We start from the raw sequence: 21,898 nt of genomic DNA, 5'->3' as shown, positions 1-21,898 counted from the left end.
ATGCTTATTGAGTCAGAAGATCGGCGAGGGCATTACCCTGTTCATGCAGTGTTTCGAGCTGACCGGCGAGGGACTTGGGATCCAGTCCCAGCTGGTCGGCCAGCGGCTTGGGGAAGCGGGCTATGATGGCCTGGGCCGGCACCCCGGCGTTCCAGGCGAAGGAGATGAAGACCGCGAGGCGGATCAGTACCGCCTCCTTGCTGACCGGATCGTGGGAGAGGGGATCCAGCTGCTGGGAGATTGCGTCGACGAAGGCCTCCGACAGGTTCCAGCGCCGTGCCAGCTCGGCACCGAGCTGGGCGTAGTCGTACCCCAGCATCTCGCGCTGGGCCTCGACCCGGCTGCTCCCTTTCTGGATCGCCAGATTGATGAGCTCCGCCTCTTCCGGCAGGGTGCTCTGGATCAGCAGTTCGCCGATGTTGTGGATGAGGGCGCAGGTGAAGGCGGTCTCGGGGTCGAGCACCTTGGCCTCCTGGGCCAGCGTCTTGGCGATGGTGGCGACCTGGAAGGTCTCGGTCCAGAACTTGTTCTTGTCGAAGCTGGGAGGGGCCTTGAAGCTGCCGATGATGCCGGAGGCGACCACCACAGATCGCAACCGGTTGAAACCGAGGCGGATCACCGCCTGTTCGATGGAGGTGACTTCGTTGCCGCGGCGCAGGGCGGCCGAGTTGGCCATCCGCAGCACCTTGACGCTGATCACCTGATCCATGGCGATCTTGGCCGCGATCTGGTCGATGCGGGCATTTTCATCGCTGAAGCTCTGCATCAACTCATGCAGCAGCTGTGGAATAGTGGGGAGTTGTTTGATCTTGTCAAACAGACGGTCCATCGACATGGCTGAGGCAGCCTCCATTGCGAGCACTGCCTCATATTGTGCCACAGGCGAGGCACATGTTCCTGTTTGTGATCCGGCTTTGTGATGCGAAGGGGGGGTTACAGCACCCAGTCGCGCAGGGTGTATTCCAAACGATGCCGTTTGCCCTGCAGGATCAGGGTCTGGGTGGTGCCATCCAGGGTGGCCCCTTCGGTGAGGGTGGTCAGCACCGCCTGCTCCACCGCATCAAGCGGGGCCTGGCAGGCCATCTCTGTGCTGCCCAGACTGGTCACCCAGAACTTGTTCCCCTCGAGGTGGCCCTGACCGAAGTAGCGGTTGCAACCGGCGATGCCGTTGACGGTGAAGTGCTCACCTATCTCGAAATCGGGCGGATTGTCTCGCGCCGCTGTGACGGGGTGGCCATCCAGCTTGTCGAGCACCCAGTGGTGGTGCTGCAGGTCTTGCGAGGCAAAGCGGGGAGTACTGCTGCAGGCGCTGAGCAGAAGCAGGGCGAGCAGCAGTAGCAAGAATCTGGGCATGAAAGGGCTCCGGTAGTGGGAGTGACAAGCATACCCTCTGTGCGGCCCCCCAGGCAGGGCAAGGGGGAGTGTCCCCGACCGCTTCTGTCGTCCCGCGGATTGGGCCTGTGTCGTTAAATGGCAACACTGGCCTTGCAAAGGGGGCCGGCGTCGTCGCCGGCCCCCCCGCCGGGGCGTCAGTTGCCGAACAGGCGCTCGGCGTAGCGGGCCAGACCGGAGGCGACCGAGCCGAAGTCATCGCCCCCTTCCAGCGGCACCTGGGGCAGCTTCTGGCGGATGAAGGCCTGGATGAGGGGCGAGCGGGCGCTGCCGCCGGTGATGAAGACCCGGTCCGGCTGGACGCCGGCGGCGGCGATGGCTTCGTCCATCAGCTCACCGATCTTTTCCAGCAGCGGGGTGGAGGCGCTGGCCAGCTGATCGCGCTTGAGCTCGGCCGTCAGCCCGCGCTCCAGCTCGGCCAGAGATTGCTGGGCCGACTCCTCCTGGGAGAGGGCGATCTTGCCCTGCTCGGCACGCCACACCAGTTGGTGGCTCAGCTTGTGGGCGCGCAGGCTGGCGAGGCGGCCCAGCTTGCTGCCGGGCTGGCTGTCGAGCTGCAGATCCTGCAACTGGCGGGCGGTCTCCAGGCTGTAGAAGCGGCTCTGGGCGCTGACGTCGTTGATGGCGGCGGCGTCCCAGAACAGCGGGTGGGGCAGCGGCTTGCCGGTCTTGAGGGTCTCGTGCATGCCGAGCAGCGGCATCATGCCCTCCACCGTCAGCCGGATGTCGAAGTCGTTGCCGCCGATGCGCTGACCACTGTGGCCGAGCAGATCGCCGCTGCGATCGAGCTGGGCACGATGGCTCGGGCCCATCCGCAGCACCGAACAGTCGGTGGTACCGCCGCCGATGTCCACCACCAGCACCACTGCATCTTCGCTCAGGCGGGCCTCGAATTCGAAGCCGGCTGCCACCGGCTCATAGAGAAACTCCACCTGCTCGAATCCGGCGAGGCGCGCCGCCTCGCTCAGGATGGCGATGGCCTGACGGTTGCTCTCTTCCCCCGCCAACCCCTGGAAGTTGACCGGGCGGCCGACCACGGCACGGCGAATAGGCGCGCCGAGCTGCTGCTCCGCCTCGCGCCGCACGTGCAGCATCATGGCGCAGACGATGTCTTCGAACAGGGCGATCTGCGGTGCCTTGAGGCCGTAGGCGCCGAGGAAGGATTTCGGCGACTTGATGTAGTAGCCGTCGTCCGGCTCTTCCAGATAGCGCTCCAGTGCCGCAGCGCCGAAGCTGAGCTCGTCGATCAGCCCCTCTTCGCGCATCTGGCGGCGTACCGCCTGGGCCCGGGTTACCACGGGGCCGCGCAGCTTGAGGTACTCGCTCTGCTGGGCAGGCGCCAGCCCTTCGGCCAACAGGCCGGCGATGGCATCCCGGTGGGGGGCGTGCAGGGTGGAGGGAAGATAGTGGGCACCGCTCAGGTTCAGCAGCCTGGGGCTGCCTTGTTCCATCACGGCGACGGCACAGTTGGAGGTACCGTAATCAAATCCGATAAACATGGGCAGCCAGACTCCTGAGCAAAAAAGGGCTGGTAGCCTACCCGAAGGCGCCGGGTCTCACAACCCGGCGCACGGCAATGAACCGCTGAGGGGTAGGGGAGGCCCCTTATTCCACTTCGTTGTCAGAGCGGCCCTGACTGTCGATGGCGCGGATGTTGCTGAGGGTGGTGTCGGCGATGGCGTGCAGCGCCTCGCGGGTCAGGAAGGCCTGGTGACCGGTGAACAGCACGTTGTGGCAGGCCGACAGACGGCGGAACACGTCATCGGTGATCACTTCGTTGGACTTGTCGGCGAAGAAGAGATCCTCCTCCTCCTCGTAGACGTCCAGCCCCAGCGCGCCGATACGGGAGGTCTTGAGCGCCTCGATGGCGGCGTTGGAGTCGAGCAGGCCGCCCCGGCTGGTGTTGATGATCATCACCCCGTCCTTCATCTTGGCGAACGCCTCCTTGTTCAGCAGGTGGTAGTTCTCCTTGAACAGCGGGCAGTGCAGGCTGATGACGTCGGACTGGCGGAACAGGGTATCGAGATCCACGTACTCGGCGCCCAGATCGATGGCCGCCTGGTTCGGATAGGGATCGCTCACCAGCAGGCGCATGCCGAAGCCCTTGAGGATGCGCAGGGTGGCGATGCCGATCTTGCCGGTGCCTATGATGCCGGCGGTGCGACCGTGCATGTTGAAGCCGACCAGCCCCTCCAGCGAGAAGTTGGCGTCACGGGTGCGCTGATAGGCTTTGTGGATGCGACGGTTGAGGGTCATCATCAGGCCCACCGCGTGCTCGGCGACCGCTTCCGGGGAGTAGGCGGGCACTCGCACCACCTTCAGCCCCAGCTCCTTGGCGGCGGCCAGATCCACGTTGTTGTAGCCGGCGCAGCGCAGGGCGATCACCTTGGTGCCGTTGGCGGCCAGCTCGGTCAGCACCTCGCGGTCGGCATCGTCGTTGACGAACAGGCACACCACGGGGAAGCCGTGGGCCAGCCGGGCAGTCTTGGCCTCCAGCCGCACGTCGAAGAACTCAAGTTCATAACCGTACTGGCTGTTGGCCTGATTGAAGTGCTCTTTGTCGTAGCTCTTGGTACTGAAAACGGCGACTCTCATGGTGCGCTCTCCGCAGATTATGATGTAGTTAAATTACAACAAATATGGGTCGTCATCACGGGATAAATGGTGGGGATTCAGCCCCACGGCATGATGGGCACGGCGCTGACCGCACTCTTGTAAGAACCATCCACCAGCTTGGTGCTGTAAGTCAGATAGACCAGCGCATTGCGCTTCTGATCGTAAAAGCGCACCACCTTCTGCTCCTTGAACACCAGCGAGGTGCTGACGTCGAACACCTCTTCCCCCGCTTTCAGCTTGGCGGGCAGGGTGATGGGACCGATCTGGTGGCACGAGAGGGAGGCATGGGAGGGGTCTTCCGCCAGCCCGAGCCCGCCCTTGACGCCGCCGGTCTTGGGGCGCGCCAGATAGCAGGCGACGCCGTCGATGCGCGGGTCGTCGAACGCCTCCACCAGGATCTTGTGGTTGGGGCCAAACAGCTTGAAGGCGGTGCTCACCTCGCCGACGGGGTCGGCCTTGTCGGCCAGCGCCGGGCCGGCAATCAATGCGCCCAGCAGCAGCGGCAGGGCGCGAGCAAGGGTGTGACGGTATCTCATGGTCTCTCCTGTTGGCTTCCCTCAGTAGGGAATGCCCAAACGACGATAGAGGCTGGCCAGCACCCAGGCGGGGCCGATCAGCAGAAATTGCAGGTCGGCAAGGAAGGAGGGGCGTTTGCCCTCGATCCTGTGGCCGACGAACTGGGCTATCCAGAGCAGCACGAACCCGGCCAGTGCCGGCCACAGCAGCGGGCCCTGCCAGCTGTGGCAAGCGACCAAGCCCAGCGCGGTCAGCACCGCCATCCCCACGAACAGCGCAAACGACAGCCGCAGGTAGAAGGCCAGCACCGGAATGGCGACCAGCGCAGCCCAGTTGAGCGACGGTGGCAGCGGCCCGGCCGGCAGGCACCAGAGCAGGGCCAGGGCGCAGAGATAGATGCCCGGTACCGCCAGCTTGTGGATCGCCACATTGACCGGGTGCTGGTGACTCTGGCCGTACAGTGCAAACCACTCCTCGATTCCCTTCATGGCACCTCCCTGGCGCGCTGTGTGTACCACCCCGGTTGAGGTGGCCGATGCGTCACCCCTGTGGGGGATACTCCCAATATTGGGCCGGAATGCTCTTGAGCAAGGGGGTCATGTCGGGATTGGGCAGGGCGATGGTGACCCGCTGGTCGAGCTTGGCACTGGCCAGCGCCTCGCGGATCTTGGGGTTCTCCCGGAAGAATTTCATGAAGCTGCCGTCGGCATAGGCCCGCTCAAGCCCGGTCTGAATCGCCTTGGCCAGTTTCGGCGCCTCGGGACTGACGAAGAAGAACTCGGCGAAGGGGTAGCGGATCAGCAGATGCTGATCGATGACCAGGTTGGGGTATTGCGCCACCAGCTCGCTGCGCTCGGCGAAGATCTCCACCAGGTTGCGCGGGAAGAAGTCCAGCTTGTCACCGTCGTTGATCAGCCGAAACAGGTTGCTGTAGCGCCCCGAATAGGTGGGGATGCCCGCGTTCTCCAGGATCTTGTTGTCGGCCCAGCCCACCCCTTGCGCCGCCTTCAGCTTCTTGAGATCGGCCAGCGAGTTGATCTGGTTGAACTTCTCCTGGGCATCGGCGTGGATGAAGGAGAGCCGCAGCCCTTCCAGACCGCGAAACAACGGGATCGGCACGGCGATGAGGGAGGATTCGAGGGCGCTTGAGGTTCCCATCCAGAACACATTGATGGTTTTGCCCTTGCTGAGCTGCTGCTGCAAGCTGTACTGGTTGAGGTTGAGTTCGACCTGCTGGATGCGAAACGGCTGGTCGGCATGGGTGAGGGCCAGTTCCAGCAGCTTGAGCTGATACTCTTTGTCGAGGTCGTTGATCGGTCGGCTGGGCACCTTGACCGTGAGGGTCTGTGCTTGTGCCAGCAACGGCAGACACAAGCACAGTTTGAGGAACCATTTCACTCTCTGCTCTCCTGTAGATTCCGGGGCTTGCCCGGAGTCTAACAGAACTTGTCACTCTGTTGCTGCGCCGCCGTGGCGCGGGGAGCGGCGAGGCAGGGACCCCGCCTGCATCGAGGCAGACAGGGCCTGCTCGTCATCCCGCCGGCGAGCGCCAGTGACGGCGCGGGGAGGCGTCAGGCGACGCGACGATACACGTGGGTATCGTTGAACTCCTTGGTGCTCTGGCATTCAACGCAGAAGCGGGACTCGGGACGCGCCTGCAGCCGCTTGAGGGAGATCTCGTCACCGCAGGATTCGCAGTAACCGAAATCCCCTTCGCTGATGCGCTTGAGCGCACCACGCAGCTTGCGCAGATGCAGCTTGTCATGCTCGATGCGGTTCAGCTCCAGACGGCGGGCTTCCTCGATGCTGGCACGGTCAATTTCATCAGCCATCTCGTTGGTATCGGTGGCGATGGCCTGGCTGGCCTGGGAGTTGAGGCGATCTTCGAGTTCGAGGATCTGGCGCTCGATCTGTCCCTTGTAAAAGGCCAGTTGGTCTTCAGTCATGAAATCACACATACGATTTACTACCAGTCAGTTTACTAACCCAATTATCCCTGTTTATGGGGGCTGTCTGCCTGCAGACCAAGCCCTGTGTCCTGTATTTGCACCAAATCCATGCAGGAGAGTGCAAATCAGGGCGGGCCTTGTACCAAAAAAATGCAGGCATGCAAAGCAAAGAGGACAAGGATTGTGCGCCCTTGCAAAAAAATGGCCCAATTCCGACAGGGTCTGACTGAGAACATACGGGGGTAACACGCCTCGTTGGCACCGGCTTTGCAGTAAGTCGTTACCATGACAGGGTGTTTAGTATTTGTCCCCGCCATGGTCATTATATGCGCCGTTATTTATAGTTTTTTAAACACCACTGCTTGACATTGCCCCTGATGGCGGGCTTTTATGGTGGTGTTGATTACAATTTGATAACAAGGGTGTTCCATATATTAGACACCCTTGCCAATGGCAACCGTAGAGTCGGGGTTTAACATGGACAGTATCAAGGGCTGGATGGAGAGCAATCGCATCACGGAAGTGGAGTGCCTGTTTCCGGATTTCACCGGCAATGCCCGAGGCAAGATCATTCCAGCCAACAAGTTTCTGCGCGAAGGGGGCATGCGGCTGCCCGAGGTCATCTTCACCCAGACGGTGACCGGCGAGTATCCGGATGACGACAGCATGATCGACCCGTTGGAGCGGGACATGCAGCTCTATCCAGATCCCAACACCATTCGTTTCGTACCCTGGGCGCTGGAGCCCACCGCCCAGGTGATCCACGACTGTTTCGACATCAATGGCAAGCTGATCGACATAGCGCCGCGCTCCGTGCTGCGTCGGGTCCTGTCATTTTACGAGAAGCAGGGCTGGAAGCCGGTGGTGGCCCCCGAGCTGGAGTTCTACTTGGTCAAGCGCAACGAAGATCCCGACTATCCGCTGGTGCCGCCCACCGGCCGCAACGGTCGCCCGGAGACGGCCCGCCAGTCGTTCAGCATCGACGCGGTGAACGAATTCGACCCCATCTTCGAGGACATGTACGACTACTGCGAGGCGCAGGAGCTGGAGGTGGACACCCTGATCCACGAGTCCGGTGCCGCCCAGATGGAGATCAACTTCCTGCACGGGGATGCCATCGATCTGGCCGACCAGGTGTTCCTGTTCAAGCGCACCATGCGCGAGGCGGCCCACCGTCACGGGATTTACGCTACCTTCATGGCCAAGCCGATGAGCGACGAGCCCGGCTCCGCCATGCACATCCACCAGAGTCTGGAAGATGAGAACGGTCGCAACCTGTTCGGGGTTGAGAACGGCGGCAACTCCGAGCTGTTCATGCACTTCATCGCCGGCCTGCAGAAATACACGCCGGCGGTGACCGCGCTGCTGGCCCCCAACGTCAACTCCTACCGCCGCCTCACCTTTGGCGAGAGCGCACCGCGCAACGTGCAGTGGGGGGTGGAGAACCGCACCTGCGGGCTGCGGGTACCCTTCTCCGAGGCCAGCGCCCGCCGGGTGGAGAACCGCTTCGCCGGCGCCGATGCCAACCCCTATCTGGCGCTGGCCGCCACCCTGGCCTGCGGCTACCTCGGCATGATGGAGAAGCTGGAGCCGCTGCCGGAGATGAAGTCGAGCGCCTATGAGCTGCCCTACAGCCTGCCCCGCTCGCTGGAGGAGGCACTGAGCCACCTGGAGCAGTGCGACCCCATCAAGGAGATGCTGGGCGAGCGCTTTACCCGCGCCTTCGTGGCGGTGAAGCGCAAGGAGTATGAAACCTATTTCGGGGTGATCAGCCGCTGGGAACGGGAGTTCCTGCTGCTGAACGTGTGACCCGGGTGCGCGTCTGACGCGCATCGGCCTGCCGGGAGCGCCCGAGGGCGTTCCCGATCATATCGACAATGCCGGGGCCAAGGTCAGGCTCTCCCATACGTGAGTGGGGGAGCCCCCCTCCCTCATCCGTTGACGAACAAACATCGCTTACATCGAAGGAACCGAGGAGCAAGCAATGCAGCACACCACCCGTGAGTGGCAGCAACTGGAAGCCAGCCATCATTTGCATCCGTTTACCGATTTTCAGGCGCTGAACAAGAAAGGCAGCCGCATCATCACCCGTGCCGAGGGGGTCTATCTGGAAGACTCCGAAGGCAAGCGCATTCTGGATGGCATGGCCGGCCTGTGGTGCGTCAACCTGGGTTACGGTCGCCAGGAGCTAGTGGACGCCGCCACCCGCCAGATGCAGCAACTGCCCTACTACAACCTCTTCTTCCAGACCAGCCACCCGCCTGCCGCCGAGCTGGCGACCCTGCTGGCCGAGGTGACGCCCTCCCACCTCAACCACGTCTTCTTCACCGGCTCGGGTTCCGAGTGCAACGATACCGTGCTGCGCATGGTGCGCCACTACTGGGCCAGCAAGGGGCAGCCTGAGAAGCAGGTGATCATCAGCCGCCACAATGCCTACCATGGCTCCACCGTGGCCGGGGCCAGCCTGGGCGGCATGAAGGGGATGCACGCCCAGGGCGGGCTGCCGATCCCCGGCATAGTGCACATCGATCAGCCCTATCACTTTGGCGAGGGGCAGGGGATGAGCGCCCACGAATTCGGCCTGGCCCGTGCCCGTCAGCTGGAGGAGAAGATTCTGGAGCTGGGGGTGGACCAGGTGGCCGCCTTCATCGGCGAGCCGATCCAGGGCGCCGGTGGCGTCATCATCCCGCCCGACAGCTACTGGCCCGAGATCCAGCGCATCTGCGACAAGTACGGCATCCTGCTCATCGCCGACGAGGTGATCTGTGGCTTTGGCCGCACCGGTCACTGGTTCGCCAGCGAGGGTTTTGGCATCAAGCCGGACCTCATGTGCCTGGCCAAGGGGATCACCTCCGGCTACCTGCCGATGGGGGCCGTGATGGTGGGGGACAGGGTCGCCAAGGTGCTGGTGGAAGAGGGGGGCGAATTCAACCACGGCTTCACCTACTCCGGTCATCCGGTGGCCTGCGCCGTGGCCATTGCCAACATTACGCTTATGCAAAACGAAAGCATAGTTAAGCGAGTTCATGATAGTATCGGCCCCTATTTGCAGCGTCGCTGGGCGGAGCTGGCGGACCATCCGCTGGTGGGCGAAACCCGTGGCAAAGGCCTGGTGGCCGCGCTGGAAATAGTGCAGGACAAGCAGACCAACAGCCGCTTCCCGGCTGAGCTGCAGGCCGGTATGACCTGTCGGGAGTTCTGCTTTAACAATGGCTTGGTGATGAGGGCGGTCGGCGATACCATGATCATATCGCCCCCCTTGGTGATCACCGAGGAACAGGTGGATGAATTGGTCAATCTGGCCAGGCTCAGTCTGGATCTGACGGCGGCAAAGCTGCGGGGATAGACGGGCGCCGGGCAGGTTGGCTTGCGCATACAATTTGCTTAGGAGACAAGGACGATGTCTTTCAAAACGGGAATGATTGCAGCCTCGGTGGCGCTGGTCATGATGAGCGGCGCGGCGATGGCCGAAGACAAGGTGTTGCACGTCTACAACTGGAGCGACTATATCGCGCCAAACACCCTGGAAGACTTCCAGAAAGAGACGGGCATCAAGGTGGTCTACGACGTGTTCGACAGCAACGAGGTGCTGGAAGCCAAGTTGCTGGCGGGCAGCTCGGGTTATGACATCGTGGTGCCGTCCAACCCCTTCCTGGCCAAGCAGATCAAGGCGGGCGTGTTCCAGAAACTGGACAAGTCCAAGCTCTCCAACTGGCAAAACCTGGATACCTCGTTGCTCAAGGCGCTCGAACCGAGCGACCCGGGTAACCAGTACTCCATTCCTTACCTGTGGGGCACCATCGGTTATGCCTACAACCCGGAGAAGGTGAAAGCCGTGCTGGGTGACAAGGCACCGGTGGACTCCTGGGATCTGGTGTTCAAACCGGAAAACATGGCCAAGTTGAAGGAGTGCGGTGTCTCCTTCCTCGACTCGCCGACTGAAATGCTGCCGGCCGCCCTGCAATACCTGGGCTTCAAGCCGGACAGCCAGAAGCCGGACGAGCTGAAGAAGGCGGAGGAGCTGTTCCTCTCCATCCGTCCCTACACCGCCTACTTCCACTCCTCCAAGTACATTTCGGATCTGGCCAACGGCAACCTGTGCGTGGCGGTCGGCTATTCCGGTGACTTGCAGCAGTCCAAGTCCCGGGCGATCGAGGCCAAGAACGGCATCAATCTGACCTACGTGATCCCGAAAGAGGGGGCAGGCAGCTTCTTCGACATGCTGGCCATTCCGGCCGATGCCAAGAACGTGGAAGCGGCCCATGTATTCCTGAACTATCTGATGAAGCCCGAGGTGATCGCCCAGATCTCCGACGCCGTCAGCTATCCGAGCGGGAACAAGGCCTCCGTGCCGCTGGTGTCCGAGAAGATCCGCAACGATCCGGGCATCTACCCGAGCGACGAGACCCTCAAGAAGATCTACACCTTCCCGGATCTGCCGGCCAAGGTGCAGCGTCTGATGACTCGTAGCTGGACCAAGATCAAGTCAGGCAAGTAAGTGAAGAGTGCCCCTCCCGGTCCGCAGTTCGGCCGGGAGGGTGGTGACCCACCCGACAGGTTGGACGGCGCGTATGGATGCGCACTGGCAAATCACACATAAAGAGGACTGAGTAAGTGCACATGACCAAGATAGCTACGCTGGCCCTGACCCTGGGGTTTGCAAATCTGACCCAGGCAGCCCCTGTGGTTCATTTTTACAACTGGTCCGACTATATCGGCGAGACCACCCTCAGTGACTTCCAGCAAAAGACCGGGATCAAGACTGTCTATGACGTGTTTGACTCCAACGAGACGCTGGAAGGCAAGCTGCTGACCGGCCGTACCGGTTACGATCTGGTCGTGCCCTCCAACAATTTCCTGGCCAAGCAGATCAAGGCGGGGGCCTTCCAGAAGCTGGATCCCGCCCTGCTGCCCAATCTGGCCAACCTGGATCCCGTGCTGCTCAAGCAGCTCGACAAAGTGGATCCAGGCCATCAATACGCCGTGCCCTATCTGTGGGGCACCAACGGCATCGGTTACAACGTCGAGAAGGTCAAGGTGGTACTGGGGGTCGACAAGATCGACTCCTGGGCGACCATCTTCGAGCCGGAAAACATGAAGAAGCTCTCCCACTGCGGGGTGGCCTTCCTCGATTCGGCGGACGAGATGATCCCGGCGGCGCTCAACTATCTGGGGCTCGACCCCAACAGCCATGAGCCGGCAGACCTCAAGCGTGCCGAAGAGCAGCTGCTCAAGGTGCGCCCCTACGTGGCCTACTTCCACTCCTCCAAGTACATCGGCGATCTCGCCAATGGCAACATCTGCGTGGCGGCCGGCTTCTCCGGCGACATCCTGCAGGCGGCGGCGAGGGCCGAGGAGGCGGGCAAGGGGATCAAGATCGCCTACAGCATTCCGAAGGAGGGGGGCAACCTCTGGTTCGACATGATGGCGATCCCGGCCGATGCCACCAACGTGAAAGAGGCGCACGCCCTCATCAACTACATTCTCGAGCCTGACGTCATCGCCAAGGTGAGCGACTACGTGGGGTATGCCAACCCCAACAGCAGAGCGGGAGAGTTCATGGAGAAACGCGTGCGCGAAGACGAATCCGTCTATCCACCCCAGGCGGTGCTGGAACGGCTCTATGTGCAGCAGGCACATCCCCGTGCGGTGCAGCGTCTGATCACCCGGAGTTGGACCAGGATCAAGTCCGGAACCTAACCTTGGCGCCCGTCCCGGGGCGCCAGACTGTTTTATGGATCGGCCCCGGCCGGTATTACCTTTGGGAGTTTGGTAATGGCGATAGCCTCCAGTGCCTACAAGAAAGCCCTCGAGGGCAGCCAGCAACGCAAAGAAGTGCTGGTCAAGATAGACAGGGTAAGCAAGCAGTTCGATGAAACGCTGGCGGTCGACAACGTGTCCCTCAACATCCACAAGGGCGAGATCTTCGCCCTGCTGGGCGGGTCCGGCTCCGGCAAGTCGACCCTGCTGCGGATGCTGGCGGGGTTCGAGCGCCCCACCGAGGGACGGCTGTTCCTCGACGGAGTCGACATCACCGACATGCCGCCCTATGAGCGTCCTATCAACATGATGTTCCAGTCCTACGCTCTGTTCCCCCACATGACGGTGGCCCAGAACATCGCGTTCGGTCTCAAGCAGGACAACCTGCCCAAGGCGGAGATCGACGCCAGGGTAGAGGAGATGCTCAAGCTGGTGCAGATGACCCAGTATGCTCGCCGCAAACCCCATCAGCTCTCCGGTGGTCAGCGTCAGCGGGTGGCGCTGGCGCGCTCGCTGGCCAAGCGGCCCAAGCTGCTGTTGCTGGATGAGCCCATGGGGGCGCTCGACAAGAAGCTGCGTTCCCAGATGCAGCTGGAGCTGGTCGAGATCATCGAACGGGTCGGGGTTACCTGCGTCATGGTGACCCACGACCAGGAAGAGGCCATGACCATGGCCGAGCGGATCGCCATCATGCACCTCGGTTGCATCGAGCAGATCGGCAGCCCGATGGACATCTACGAAACCCCGGCCAGCCGGCTGGTATGCGAGTTCATCGGCAACGTCAACCTGTTTGACGGCCTGCTGGTGGAGGACGAGCAGGACCACGCCACCATCGCCTGCGCCGATCTGGAGCAGCCCATCTACGTGGGTCACGGCATCAGCTCCCGCGCCGAGAACAAGAAGGTGACCTACGCCCTGCGGCCGGAAAAGCTGCTGATGAGCCTGCAAAAGCCGGTGGAGATCGAGCATCCGGACTTCAACTGGACCAAGGGCGAGGTCTACGACATCGCCTATCTGGGCGGTCATTCGGTTTACTACATCCAGTTGCCCTCGGGCAAAATCGTTCAGGCTTTCATCGCCAACGCCGAACGCCACGGCAAGCGGCCGACCTGGGATGACCAGGTGTTCCTCTACTGGGAAGATGACAGCGGCGTGGTGCTGCAATCATGATGGCATTGAAACGACTGAAGTCGTTGGGGGGGCGGCAGCTGGTGATCGGCATCCCGTTCTTCTGGCTGTTCCTGTTCTTCCTGCTGCCCTTCATCATCGTCGTGAAGATCAGCTTCGCCGAAGCGGACGTGGCGATCCCGCCCTACACCGACGTGGTGAGCTGGGCGGACAATCAGCTCACCATACTGCTCAACATGGGCAACTACCTGCTGCTGCGGGAGGATGAGCTCTACATCGCGGCCTATCTCGGCTCCCTCAAGATGGCCCTGGTCAGCACCATTCTCTGCCTGCTGATCGGCTATCCCATGGCCTACTCCATCGCGCGGGCCAACAAGGAGACCCAGACTGTACTGCTGCTGCTCATCATGATGCCGACCTGGACCGCGATCCTGATCCGGGTCTACGCCTGGATGGGCATTCTCAGCAACAACGGCCTGCTCAACAGCCTGTTGATGGGTATCGGCCTCATCGATGAGCCGCTGCAGATCCTCAATACCAACCTGGCGGTCTACATCGGCATCGTTTACTCCTACCTGCCGTTCATGGTGCTGCCGCTTTACGCCAACCTGGTCAAGCATGACCAGAGCCTGCTGGAGGCAGCCTCCGATCTGGGGGCCCGCAACCTGACCCGGTTCTGGCGGATCACGGTACCGCTTTCCAAGAACGGCATCATCGCCGGCTGCATGCTGGTGTTCATTCCGGTGGTGGGCGAGTTCGTCATTCCGGAGCTGCTGGGCGGCCCCGAGACCTTGATGATAGGTAAGGTGCTGTGGCAGGAGTTCTTCAACAACCGCGACTGGCCGGTGGCCTCCGCGCTGGCGGTGGTGATGCTGGCGGTGCTGATCATCCCCATCATCTTGTTCAACCGTAACCAGGCCAAAGAGCTGGAGGGCAAGGCATGATGAGACGTTTCGGTTTTGCCAAGCTGATGCTGTGGCTGGGGCTGCTGTTCATCTACCTGCCCATGATCATCATGGTGATCTACTCCTTCAACGCCTCCAAGCTGGTGACGGTATGGGGGGGCTGGTCGCTCAAGTGGTACTTCGGCCTGCTCGACAACAAGCAGTTGATCAGCTCCGTGCTGCGTTCGCTGGAGATCGCCTTCTACACCGCCGTCTCGGCGGTGGCGCTGGGGACGGTGGCGGCCTTCGTGCTGACCCGGATCCCGCACTTCCGCGGTCGGACCCTGTTCGGCGGCATGGTGACGGCGCCGCTGGTGATGCCCGAGGTGATCACCGGTCTCTCCTTGCTGCTGCTGTTCGTTGCCATGGCCCAGCTGGTGGGCTGGCCTGCCGAGCGGGGCATGGTGACCATCTGGATCGCCCACACCACCTTCTGTACCGCCTATGTGGCGATCGTGGTGTCGGCACGGCTGCGGGAGCTGGATCTCTCCATCGAGGAGGCGGCCATGGATCTGGGGGCCAAACCCTGGAAGGTGTTCTTCCTGATCACCATTCCGATGATCGCCCCCTCTCTGGCGGCGGGCGGCATGATGTCGTTTGCCCTGTCGCTGGATGATCTGGTGCTGGCGAGCTTCGTCTCCGGCCCGGGCTCCACGACCCTGCCGATGGAGGTCTTCTCGGCGGTGCGGCTCGGGGTGAAACCCGAGATCAACGCGGTGGCCAGCCTGATCCTGCTGTCGGTATCGCTGTTCACCTTCGGCAGCTGGTATCTGATGGCCAAGGCTGAGAAACGCCGCCGTGCCGAGATCGCCATGACCACCCAGATGCAGGCAGTCGCCTGACCCCTCACATGATAAGATCCGCATTCTCTCGTCAAACCGGAGGATGAGAATGCGGATCTCCATCTTTAGCGGCCAGGGTGCCGAACTGGTTCCCGGTCTTGTCAGTGCCATCCACAAACAAGCCACCACCATACCGCTCTGGTGCTGCGTCAGCGGTCTCGCTGGCGACGAACAGAGCGACCAGCGTCACCATGGCGGCCCTGATCGGGCGCTGCACTACTATCCCGCCGATCACTACCCCTGGTGGCACAACTGGCAGACGGCGCTGGGCCTGCCGGCCCCGCGTACCCCCTGGCAGCCCGCCGCCTTCGGCGAGAACCTCTCCGGGGTCGGGTTGACCGAGGCGCAGGCCTGCATCGGCGATGTTTATCGACTCGGCGAGGCGCTGATCCAGATAAGCCAGCCCAGATCCCCCTGTTTCAAGCTCAATCAGCGTTTCGGTTATGGTCAGTTGTCGCAGGTGATGCAGCTCAGTGGCCGCTGCGGCTGGTTGCTGCGGGTGCTGGAGGAGGGGATGGTGATGCCGCAGGAGAGGCTGGAGCTGGTGGACAGACCCTACCCTGAGCTCACGGTGAAGCGTACTGCCGATATCCTGTTCAATCAGCTACGCAACGAGGCGGACCTGCTGTTGCTGCTGGAAAATCCGGCCCTCTCGCCCAACTGGCGCAAGCATGCGGCGGACTGGCTGGAGCACGGCACGATTGCGGACTGGCAACGCCGGTTGCTGGGGCCTGAGTCGCTTCGTCTGCCCTGAGGCTGGGTTAGCGAAATGTCACCGTCCGGCTGCATTTCGGTAAAACGGCGAGGGGAGTGCTGAATAGTTGAGCGAACAGCACTTTTTTTCCTTTTTAATGCAAAAAAGGCTTGTGTCGGGTCGGGGCTTTCGGTAAATTCCCGTCCCGCAGACATCGGTGTGTAGCGCAGCTTGGTAGCGCACTTCGTTCGGGACGAAGGGGTCGGAGGTTCGAATCCTCTCACACCGACCACATTAGAAAAGGCCGCTCAATAGAGCGGCCTTTTCGCGTTTGGCTTTCGCCTCAACAGAGGCTGGCTCCAGCGCTGGCAGTCGTACGATGGTATGCGATGCTTTCCTGCTTTCCTGCTTTCCTGCTTTCCTGCTTTCCTGCTTTCCTGCTTTCCTGCTTTCCTGCTTTCCTGCTTTCCTGCTTTCCTGCTTTCCTGCTTTCCTGCTTTCCTGCTTTCCTGCTTTCCTGCCTCGCTGCCTCGCTGCCTCGCTGCCTCGTTTGTTGGGTTGTTCTGTGCAAGACAACCAGACAATAAAAGGGCCACCGCTCGGTGGCCCAGGGTGGAGTCTGATCCTGACTCCGGCATTCTAGATTGTGGCAATCTCTCGTTGGGTTCTGTCTATGGTGCCCTCCTTGCGCGCCAGGCGCCTGTTAGATATGCCAGTGCTGATGCCGCAATGCCTTGAAGCTGTGTTGAGGTTGCAAGGCCGCGTGCTTGGGGTACTCACTAATGAAATGTTCTATTCCCTCCATCAGTTGTTCGCGTAATGAAGACACGGGCTCATGCCAGGCTTGTAGGCACAGATGGCCAGGGATCAGCTGCTCCTGATAATCTTCCAGCAGCTGTTCTGGCCAGGGCTCAATACCGGAATTGCGTTGCAGCAAATAGTGGGCGGCGGGTTCACGGGCATAGATGAACTGAATCTGGGCCAGATCGCGTTGGCTTAGCGTTTGACTGTTGATGTGACAGGTCAGGTATTTTCCCGTCTTCAGATCCAAGAAGTGACCGCGTTGCCGACAGGCTATGATGCGATACCAGGGCAGGGGCGAACAGAGAGAGTATCCCTCAAGCTCCTGTTCCAGCCAGTGGCGACACTCGGGTGTCTGCACCTCGTCGAGCATGGACTCGAGCTGCCTCAACAAGGCTCTGGATGGTTTGGTGGCCAGTTTCGCACTCATCGCCTGCAATCCTCCTTCTGCACACAATCCCGACTTTCAGTATGAACCCCGTGGCGGCAGAGGGGGTAAGGTTTCTAATGATTAAAATCAGATTAGCAGCGCTGTTTTTATGCAATGAGCGGGTTCAGCCCACCAGATAGGTGCCGGTACCGAAGGCGATATGGGTGCCCTCTTCGTTGTGCAGTTCCATGCGGGCAACTGCGACCTTGCTGCCGGCCCGGATGATGTGGGCGGTGGCGATGAACTCGTTGCCGCGCCCCGGTCGCAGATAGTCCACCCGCAGATCGATGGTGCCGAGGCGGGAGAAGCGCTCCTTGAGATAGCTGGGGGAGAAGTCTTCCAGCTCGTCGATGCAGGAGGCGGCGACTATCATGCCGCCGGCCACGTCGAGCAGGCTGGCGGTGACGCCGCCGTGCAGTATGTTGTGGAAGGGGTTGCCGATCAGCTTCTCCTCCATCTTGATACGCAGCTCCACCTTGTCGAAGTCGTAGTGGGTGACCTGCATGCCGATCAGCTTGTTGAAGGGCATCCTCTCGGCGAACAGGTTGGCAATGCCACTGAGCGCCATCTTCTTGAGCATCTGTTTCATTCCTTGAGTCCAATCCCTGTCGGCATAGCCGAGTAAAAACTCCAGCCAGTCTGCAACACTTCCTTAACAGTCGCAATGGCAGGTTTATTGTGGGCGGCGGCTGCTTTAGAATGGCGACCCCAAAGGAGAGCCCATGACCGTCATTGCCGAAACCCTGCCTGACCCTCAGCCAGAGAACCCCCTTGCCCTGTTGCAGGCGGTGTTCGGCTATCAGCAGTTTCGGCCGGGTCAGCTCGAGATCATCGAGCAGATAGTGGCGGGGCGCGATGCGCTGGTGCTCAAGCCCACAGGCGGCGGCAAGTCGCTCTGCTACCAGATCCCTGCGCTGCTGCGGCCCGGGCTCGGGGTGGTCGTTTCTCCCCTCATTTCGCTGATGAAGGATCAGGTGGACAGCCTGCGTGCCAACGGGGTGGCGGCGGTCTATATCAACTCGGCCCTGAGCCGGGAGGAGATGATCCAGAACTTTGCCGCCATGCGGCGCGGCGAGATAAAAATCGTCTACGTCTCCCCCGAACGCCTGCTGCAGCACGAATTCATGGACCGGCTGGCGGAGCTGCCGCTCGGCCTGTTCGCCATCGACGAGGCGCACTGCGTCTCCCAGTGGGGGCACGATTTTCGGCCGGAGTATGCGGCGCTGGGGCGGCTCAAGCAGTGGTTTCCCCAGGTGCCCGTGGTGGCGCTGACCGCCACCGCCGACGAGGCGACCCGCAGCGACATGCTGCACCGGTTGGAATTGAACGATCCCTTTATCCACACCGCCAGTTTCGACCGGCCCAATATCCGCTACAGCCTGGTGGAGAAGTTCAAGGCGGCCGAGCAGCTGCTGCGCTATGTGCAGAGCCAAAAGGGCAACTGCGGCATCGTCTACTGCTCCAGCCGCAACCGGGTGGAGGAGGTGGCCGAGCGGCTCTCCCGTCACGGCTGCAAGGCAGCTCCCTATCATGCCGGCCTGCCCCTCGAGCTGCGCCAGCAGACCCAGGAGGCCTTCCTCAAGGATGACATCGAGATAGTGGTGGCGACGGTGGCGTTCGGCATGGGCATCGACAAGCCCAACGTGCGCTTCGTGGTGCACTACGACATCCCGAAGAACATCGAATCCTACTATCAGGAGACCGGCCGTGCCGGCCGCGACGGCACCCCGGCCGAGGCGCTGCTGCTCTACGATCCTGCCGACATCGGACGGGTGCGCCGGCTGCTCGACAACATCGAAAACCCCCAGCAGTTGCAGGTGGAGCAGTACAAGCTCAACGTGATGGCGGCCTTCGCCGAGGCGCAGACCTGCCGCCGTCAGGTGCTGCTCAACTACTTCGGCGAGTACAACGACAAGCCGTGCGGCAACTGCGATATCTGCCTCGATCCACCCCAGAGCTATGACGGCACCGAAGACGCCCAGAAGGCGCTCTCCTGCGTCTGGCGGGTGGGGCAGAACTTCGGGGTAGGCTATGTGGTGGAGGTGCTGCGCGGCTCGCTCAATCAGCGCATCAAGGATCACGGCCACGACAAGCTCTCGACCTACGGCATCGGCAAGGATCAGAGCCACGAGTACTGGATGAGCGTTATCCGCCAGCTGATCCACAAGGGGTTGCTGACCCAGAACATCACCCGCAACCTGGTGCTGCAGCTGACCGAGGCGGCCCGCCCCGTGCTGCGCGGCGAGGTGAAGCTGGAACTGGCGGTGCCCCGCCTGCAGCCCATCTCCAGTCGCAAGGAGAAGCGCAACGGCCTGCTCGACAACGCCAACTACGACAAGCGGCTGTTCAAGGAGCTACGGGCACTGCGCAAGCAGATCGCCGAGGATGAAGAGGTGCCGCCCTACGTGGTGTTCAACGACGCCACCCTGGTGGAGATGGCGCAGCTCATGCCGATGACGGAAGACGAGATGCTGGCGATCAACGGCGTCGGTCACCGCAAGCTGGAGCGTTTCGGCGAAGCCTTTATGGACCTGATCATCGACTACTGCCGCCGGTAGGGGAGATTCGCAAGGCGTCATCGGCCGCGGCGGACTCAGGCCCGTGCGGCACATCAGGGGAGTGGCGCCCGTTGGCCGGGCGCCGTGAATTATTTCAAGCTGGCGTAATAGGCTGCCAGGTTCTCCATGTCTGCCTCGGTGAGCGGCGCCATGAAGGGCACCATCAAAGGTTCCTTGCGGCTGCCATCCTTGAAAGCCTTCAGCTGTTTCACCAGATAGGCGGCGTTTTGTCCCGCCAGATGGGGATAGTTGGGGACAAGGGCCCTGCCTTCGGCCCCATGACAGGCGGCGCATACGGCGGCCTTGGCCTTGCCAGCCTCGACATCGGCCGCCTGGGCCGGCCCCCACAACAACAGCAACAGGGGCAGGGCGCCCAACCATCTTTGCATCTTCTTCTCCTTGAAATGAAATAGCGCATCGCCCGTTAGCCACTGCTGGCCGACGGCGGTATAAAGAGTGACACGAGCATACGCAGGGACGAACCGCACCACCATGAAGCTGATCAACACTTTTGCCACCGAACTGCCCTGGGCCTGTGAGCCCGTTGCCCCCCAGCCATTGCATGCTCCCGGCCTGCTGCACCTCAACCGTGCGCTGCTCGGCGAGCTGGGGCTGGGGACGGTGAGCGATGCCGACTGGCTGGCCTGCTGTGGCCATGGCCAGCCTTTGCCCGGCATGCAGCCGGTGGCCCAGGTCTATGCGGGCCATCAGTTCGGCGGCTACAGCCCGCGTCTCGGTGATGGCCGTGCCCTGTTGCTGGGGGAGCAGCAGGCACCGGATGGCAGCCGCTGGGACCTGCACCTGAAAGGGGCGGGTAAGACCCCTTTCTCCCGGTTCGGCGATGGCCGTGCCGTGCTGCGATCCAGCATTCGCGAGTATCTCGCCTCCGAGGCGTTGCATGCCCTCGGCATCCCCACCACCAGGGCACTGGTGCTGGTGGGCAGCCAGGAGCCGGTCTACCGCGAACAGGTGGAGACGGGCGCGACCGTGCTGCGCACCGCCCCGAGCCATCTGCGCTTCGGCCATGTCGAGTATTTCGCCTGGAGCGGGCAGGGGGAGAAGATCCCGGCCCTCATCGACTATGCGCTGCGTCATCATTTCCAGGAGCTTGCGAACGGGGTCGAGCTGTTTGCCGAAGTGGTGCGCCGCACCGCGCGGCTCATCGCCAAGTGGCAGGCGGCAGGTTTCTGCCACGGGGTGATGAACACCGACAACATGTCGCTGCTCGGGCTGACCCTGGATTACGGCCCCTACGGCTTCATCGATGCCTATGTGCCGGACTTTGTCTGCAATCACTCGGATCCGGGCGGTCGTTATGCGCTGGATCAGCAACCGGCGGTCGGCTACTGGAACCTGCAGAAGTTGGCCCAGGCGCTGGCCGGCCACGTCGACGGCGACGCGCTGGCGTCGGCCCTGGCCCAGTACGAACACCAGTTGATGCTGCACTATTCCGAGCTGATGCGCGCCAAGCTGGGGCTGGTGGTGTGGGAAGAGGAGGATCCGGCGCTGTTTCGCGAGCTGTTCAGGCTGCTGGCGGCGTATAAGGTGGATTACCACCTGTTCCTGCGTCGGCTGGGGGCGCTTACCGCTCAGGGCGACTGGCCCGCTAGCCTGCTGGCCCTGCTGTCCGACCCTGCCGCCTGGCAAGGGTGGCTTGAGGCCTATCGGGCGCGACTCGCCCGGGAGGGGAGCGAGGATGCTGTGCGCAAGGCACAGATGGATGCGGTCAATCCCAAGTATGTGCTGCGCAACGCGCTGGCCCAGCGGGTGATCGAGGCTGCCGAGCAGGGCGACATGGCACCGTTCGAGCGGCTGTTTGCGGCCCTGCAGCATCCCTATGATGAACAACCCGAGTACGAGGATCTCGCCACCCCGTCCCCCGCATGGTATTGCGGTGGCGAGCTCTCTTGCAGCAGTTGAGGAGCAGCCGATGAACTGGCGTATCACGCAGATAGACAGGGAGGCCGGGGTGGTGACGCTGGAGCACCCCGCGCTCGACTGGGACAGTTTTCCAATCCTGGCCGATTCCCTGTTGCAGGAGTGGGAGCTGGTGGCGCTCGAGCGTGAGTGTGGCGCCGATCGTCACAGCTGGCTGCTGGAATTCGAGGGGAGCCGCTTTCGGCTCGAGTACGAACACTACAGCGGCTGCTGGCTGGCGGCGGAGCAGCCGGTCGATGCCGAGGTGTTGCTCTGGCTGGCCCGCCAGCATTAGGGCTGAGCAGGCGCCGCAGCCTCAACCCACCGCATAAAGATTGAACTATCAATTTG

22 protein-coding genes and 1 tRNA gene are annotated in these 21,898 nt (G+C 62.0%); 12 read left to right on the top strand and 11 right to left on the bottom strand.

Annotated elements, in window-relative coordinates:
- Positions 1-4: 4 nt before the first annotated feature.
- The 8 genes from CK627_RS02995 to CK627_RS02960 all read right to left on the bottom strand — a co-directional run bounded on the left by CK627_RS02995 (position 5) and on the right by CK627_RS02960 (position 6,482).
- The gene (locus CK627_RS02995) at positions 5-853 is read right to left on the bottom strand and encodes an HDOD domain-containing protein (protein WP_017764864.1); all 849 of its coding nucleotides are present in this window, start codon (positions 851-853) and stop codon (positions 5-7) included.
- An 80-nt stretch (positions 854-933) separates the two neighbouring features.
- Positions 934-1,353 (bottom strand): META domain-containing protein, encoded by a 420-nt coding sequence (locus CK627_RS02990; RefSeq protein ID WP_167385250.1) that lies wholly within the window; start codon positions 1,351-1,353, stop codon positions 934-936.
- Between the two features lie 176 nt (positions 1,354-1,529).
- Positions 1,530-2,891, bottom strand: a complete 1,362-nt coding sequence (gene yegD / locus CK627_RS02985) for a molecular chaperone (protein ID WP_095591637.1) — start codon at positions 2,889-2,891, stop codon at positions 1,530-1,532.
- A 106-nt stretch (positions 2,892-2,997) separates the two neighbouring features.
- The gene (locus tag CK627_RS02980; RefSeq protein WP_095591636.1) at positions 2,998-3,987 is read right to left on the bottom strand and encodes a 2-hydroxyacid dehydrogenase; all 990 of its coding nucleotides are present in this window, start codon (positions 3,985-3,987) and stop codon (positions 2,998-3,000) included.
- 77 nt (positions 3,988-4,064) lie between these two features.
- A complete protein-coding gene (locus CK627_RS02975) occupies positions 4,065-4,544 on the bottom strand; it encodes a CreA family protein (protein WP_010635766.1) in 480 nt (159 codons plus the stop codon).
- 21 nt (positions 4,545-4,565) lie between these two features.
- Positions 4,566-5,012, bottom strand: a complete 447-nt coding sequence (locus tag CK627_RS02970; RefSeq protein ID WP_095591635.1) for an Mpo1 family 2-hydroxy fatty acid dioxygenase — start codon at positions 5,010-5,012, stop codon at positions 4,566-4,568.
- A gap of 52 nt (positions 5,013-5,064) precedes the next feature.
- Complete coding sequence (locus CK627_RS02965; RefSeq protein ID WP_024942065.1) at positions 5,065-5,922, bottom strand: transporter substrate-binding domain-containing protein; 858 nt, start codon at positions 5,920-5,922, stop codon at positions 5,065-5,067.
- Positions 5,923-6,095: 173 nt separating this feature from the next.
- On the bottom strand, positions 6,096-6,482 hold the full coding sequence (locus CK627_RS02960; RefSeq protein ID WP_010635769.1) for a TraR/DksA family transcriptional regulator: 387 nt from the start codon (positions 6,480-6,482) through the stop codon (positions 6,096-6,098).
- Between the two features lie 468 nt (positions 6,483-6,950).
- Between CK627_RS02960 and CK627_RS02955 the strand changes: the two genes are divergently transcribed.
- From CK627_RS02955 to CK627_RS02915, 9 genes are all read left to right on the top strand, one after another.
- Positions 6,951-8,282 carry a glutamine synthetase family protein gene (locus CK627_RS02955; protein WP_017764859.1) on the top strand — a complete coding sequence of 444 codons (1,332 nt, stop codon included), beginning with the start codon at positions 6,951-6,953 and terminating at the stop codon, positions 8,280-8,282.
- 175 nt (positions 8,283-8,457) lie between these two features.
- Positions 8,458-9,819 carry an aspartate aminotransferase family protein gene (locus tag CK627_RS02950; protein WP_005306621.1) on the top strand — a complete coding sequence of 454 codons (1,362 nt, stop codon included), beginning with the start codon at positions 8,458-8,460 and terminating at the stop codon, positions 9,817-9,819.
- Positions 9,820-9,873: 54 nt separating this feature from the next.
- Entirely contained in the window at positions 9,874-10,971 is a 1,098-nt protein-coding gene (locus CK627_RS02945; RefSeq protein ID WP_005306618.1) for a polyamine ABC transporter substrate-binding protein, read from the top strand.
- Between the two features lie 122 nt (positions 10,972-11,093).
- Positions 11,094-12,173, top strand: coding sequence for a polyamine ABC transporter substrate-binding protein (locus CK627_RS02940; protein WP_254425341.1), 1,080 nt, complete (start codon positions 11,094-11,096; stop codon positions 12,171-12,173).
- A 75-nt stretch (positions 12,174-12,248) separates the two neighbouring features.
- Complete coding sequence (gene potA, locus CK627_RS02935; RefSeq protein ID WP_005306611.1) at positions 12,249-13,403, top strand: polyamine ABC transporter ATP-binding protein; 1,155 nt, start codon at positions 12,249-12,251, stop codon at positions 13,401-13,403.
- On the top strand, positions 13,400-14,305 hold the full coding sequence (locus tag CK627_RS02930) for an ABC transporter permease subunit (RefSeq protein ID WP_010635771.1): 906 nt from the start codon (positions 13,400-13,402) through the stop codon (positions 14,303-14,305). Before potA ends, CK627_RS02930 begins: the two co-directional genes overlap by 4 nt.
- Positions 14,302-15,147, top strand: coding sequence for an ABC transporter permease subunit (locus CK627_RS02925; protein WP_017784198.1), 846 nt, complete (start codon positions 14,302-14,304; stop codon positions 15,145-15,147). Before CK627_RS02930 ends, CK627_RS02925 begins: the two co-directional genes overlap by 4 nt.
- Positions 15,148-15,196: 49 nt before the next feature.
- Positions 15,197-15,901 carry an MOSC domain-containing protein gene (locus CK627_RS02920; RefSeq protein WP_095591633.1) on the top strand — a complete coding sequence of 235 codons (705 nt, stop codon included), beginning with the start codon at positions 15,197-15,199 and terminating at the stop codon, positions 15,899-15,901.
- Between the two features lie 155 nt (positions 15,902-16,056).
- Positions 16,057-16,133 (top strand) — tRNA-Pro (locus tag CK627_RS02915).
- A gap of 411 nt (positions 16,134-16,544) precedes the next feature.
- Here CK627_RS02915 and CK627_RS02910 read toward each other — a convergent pair.
- The gene (locus CK627_RS02910) at positions 16,545-17,072 is read right to left on the bottom strand and encodes an AbiTii domain-containing protein (RefSeq protein ID WP_005306599.1); all 528 of its coding nucleotides are present in this window, start codon (positions 17,070-17,072) and stop codon (positions 16,545-16,547) included.
- Between the two features lie 124 nt (positions 17,073-17,196).
- Entirely contained in the window at positions 17,197-17,661 is a 465-nt protein-coding gene (locus tag CK627_RS02905) for a thioesterase family protein (protein ID WP_029306122.1), read from the bottom strand.
- Positions 17,662-17,794: 133 nt separating this feature from the next.
- Between CK627_RS02905 and recQ the strand changes: the two genes are divergently transcribed.
- A complete protein-coding gene (gene recQ, locus CK627_RS02900; RefSeq protein ID WP_095591632.1) occupies positions 17,795-19,630 on the top strand; it encodes an ATP-dependent DNA helicase RecQ in 1,836 nt (611 codons plus the stop codon).
- A gap of 89 nt (positions 19,631-19,719) precedes the next feature.
- Here the strand turns inward: recQ and CK627_RS02895 are convergent, their stop codons facing one another.
- A complete protein-coding gene (locus CK627_RS02895; RefSeq protein ID WP_005306588.1) occupies positions 19,720-20,019 on the bottom strand; it encodes a c-type cytochrome in 300 nt (99 codons plus the stop codon).
- A gap of 103 nt (positions 20,020-20,122) precedes the next feature.
- Here CK627_RS02895 and CK627_RS02890 point away from each other — a divergent pair, with 103 nt between their 5' ends.
- Complete coding sequence (locus CK627_RS02890) at positions 20,123-21,550, top strand: protein adenylyltransferase SelO (protein WP_095591631.1); 1,428 nt, start codon at positions 20,123-20,125, stop codon at positions 21,548-21,550.
- 10 nt (positions 21,551-21,560) lie between these two features.
- Positions 21,561-21,842, top strand: coding sequence for a DUF3630 family protein (locus tag CK627_RS02885; RefSeq protein ID WP_167385249.1), 282 nt, complete (start codon positions 21,561-21,563; stop codon positions 21,840-21,842).
- The last annotated feature ends 56 nt before the right edge of the window (positions 21,843-21,898 follow it).

It is taken from the genome of Aeromonas dhakensis (assembly GCF_002285935.1).
GTDB classification, from domain to species: Bacteria; Pseudomonadota; Gammaproteobacteria; order Enterobacterales; family Aeromonadaceae; genus Aeromonas; species Aeromonas dhakensis.
The sequence above is the reverse complement of the archived record's forward strand: the minus strand, read 5'-3'. Positions and strand labels throughout refer to the sequence as shown.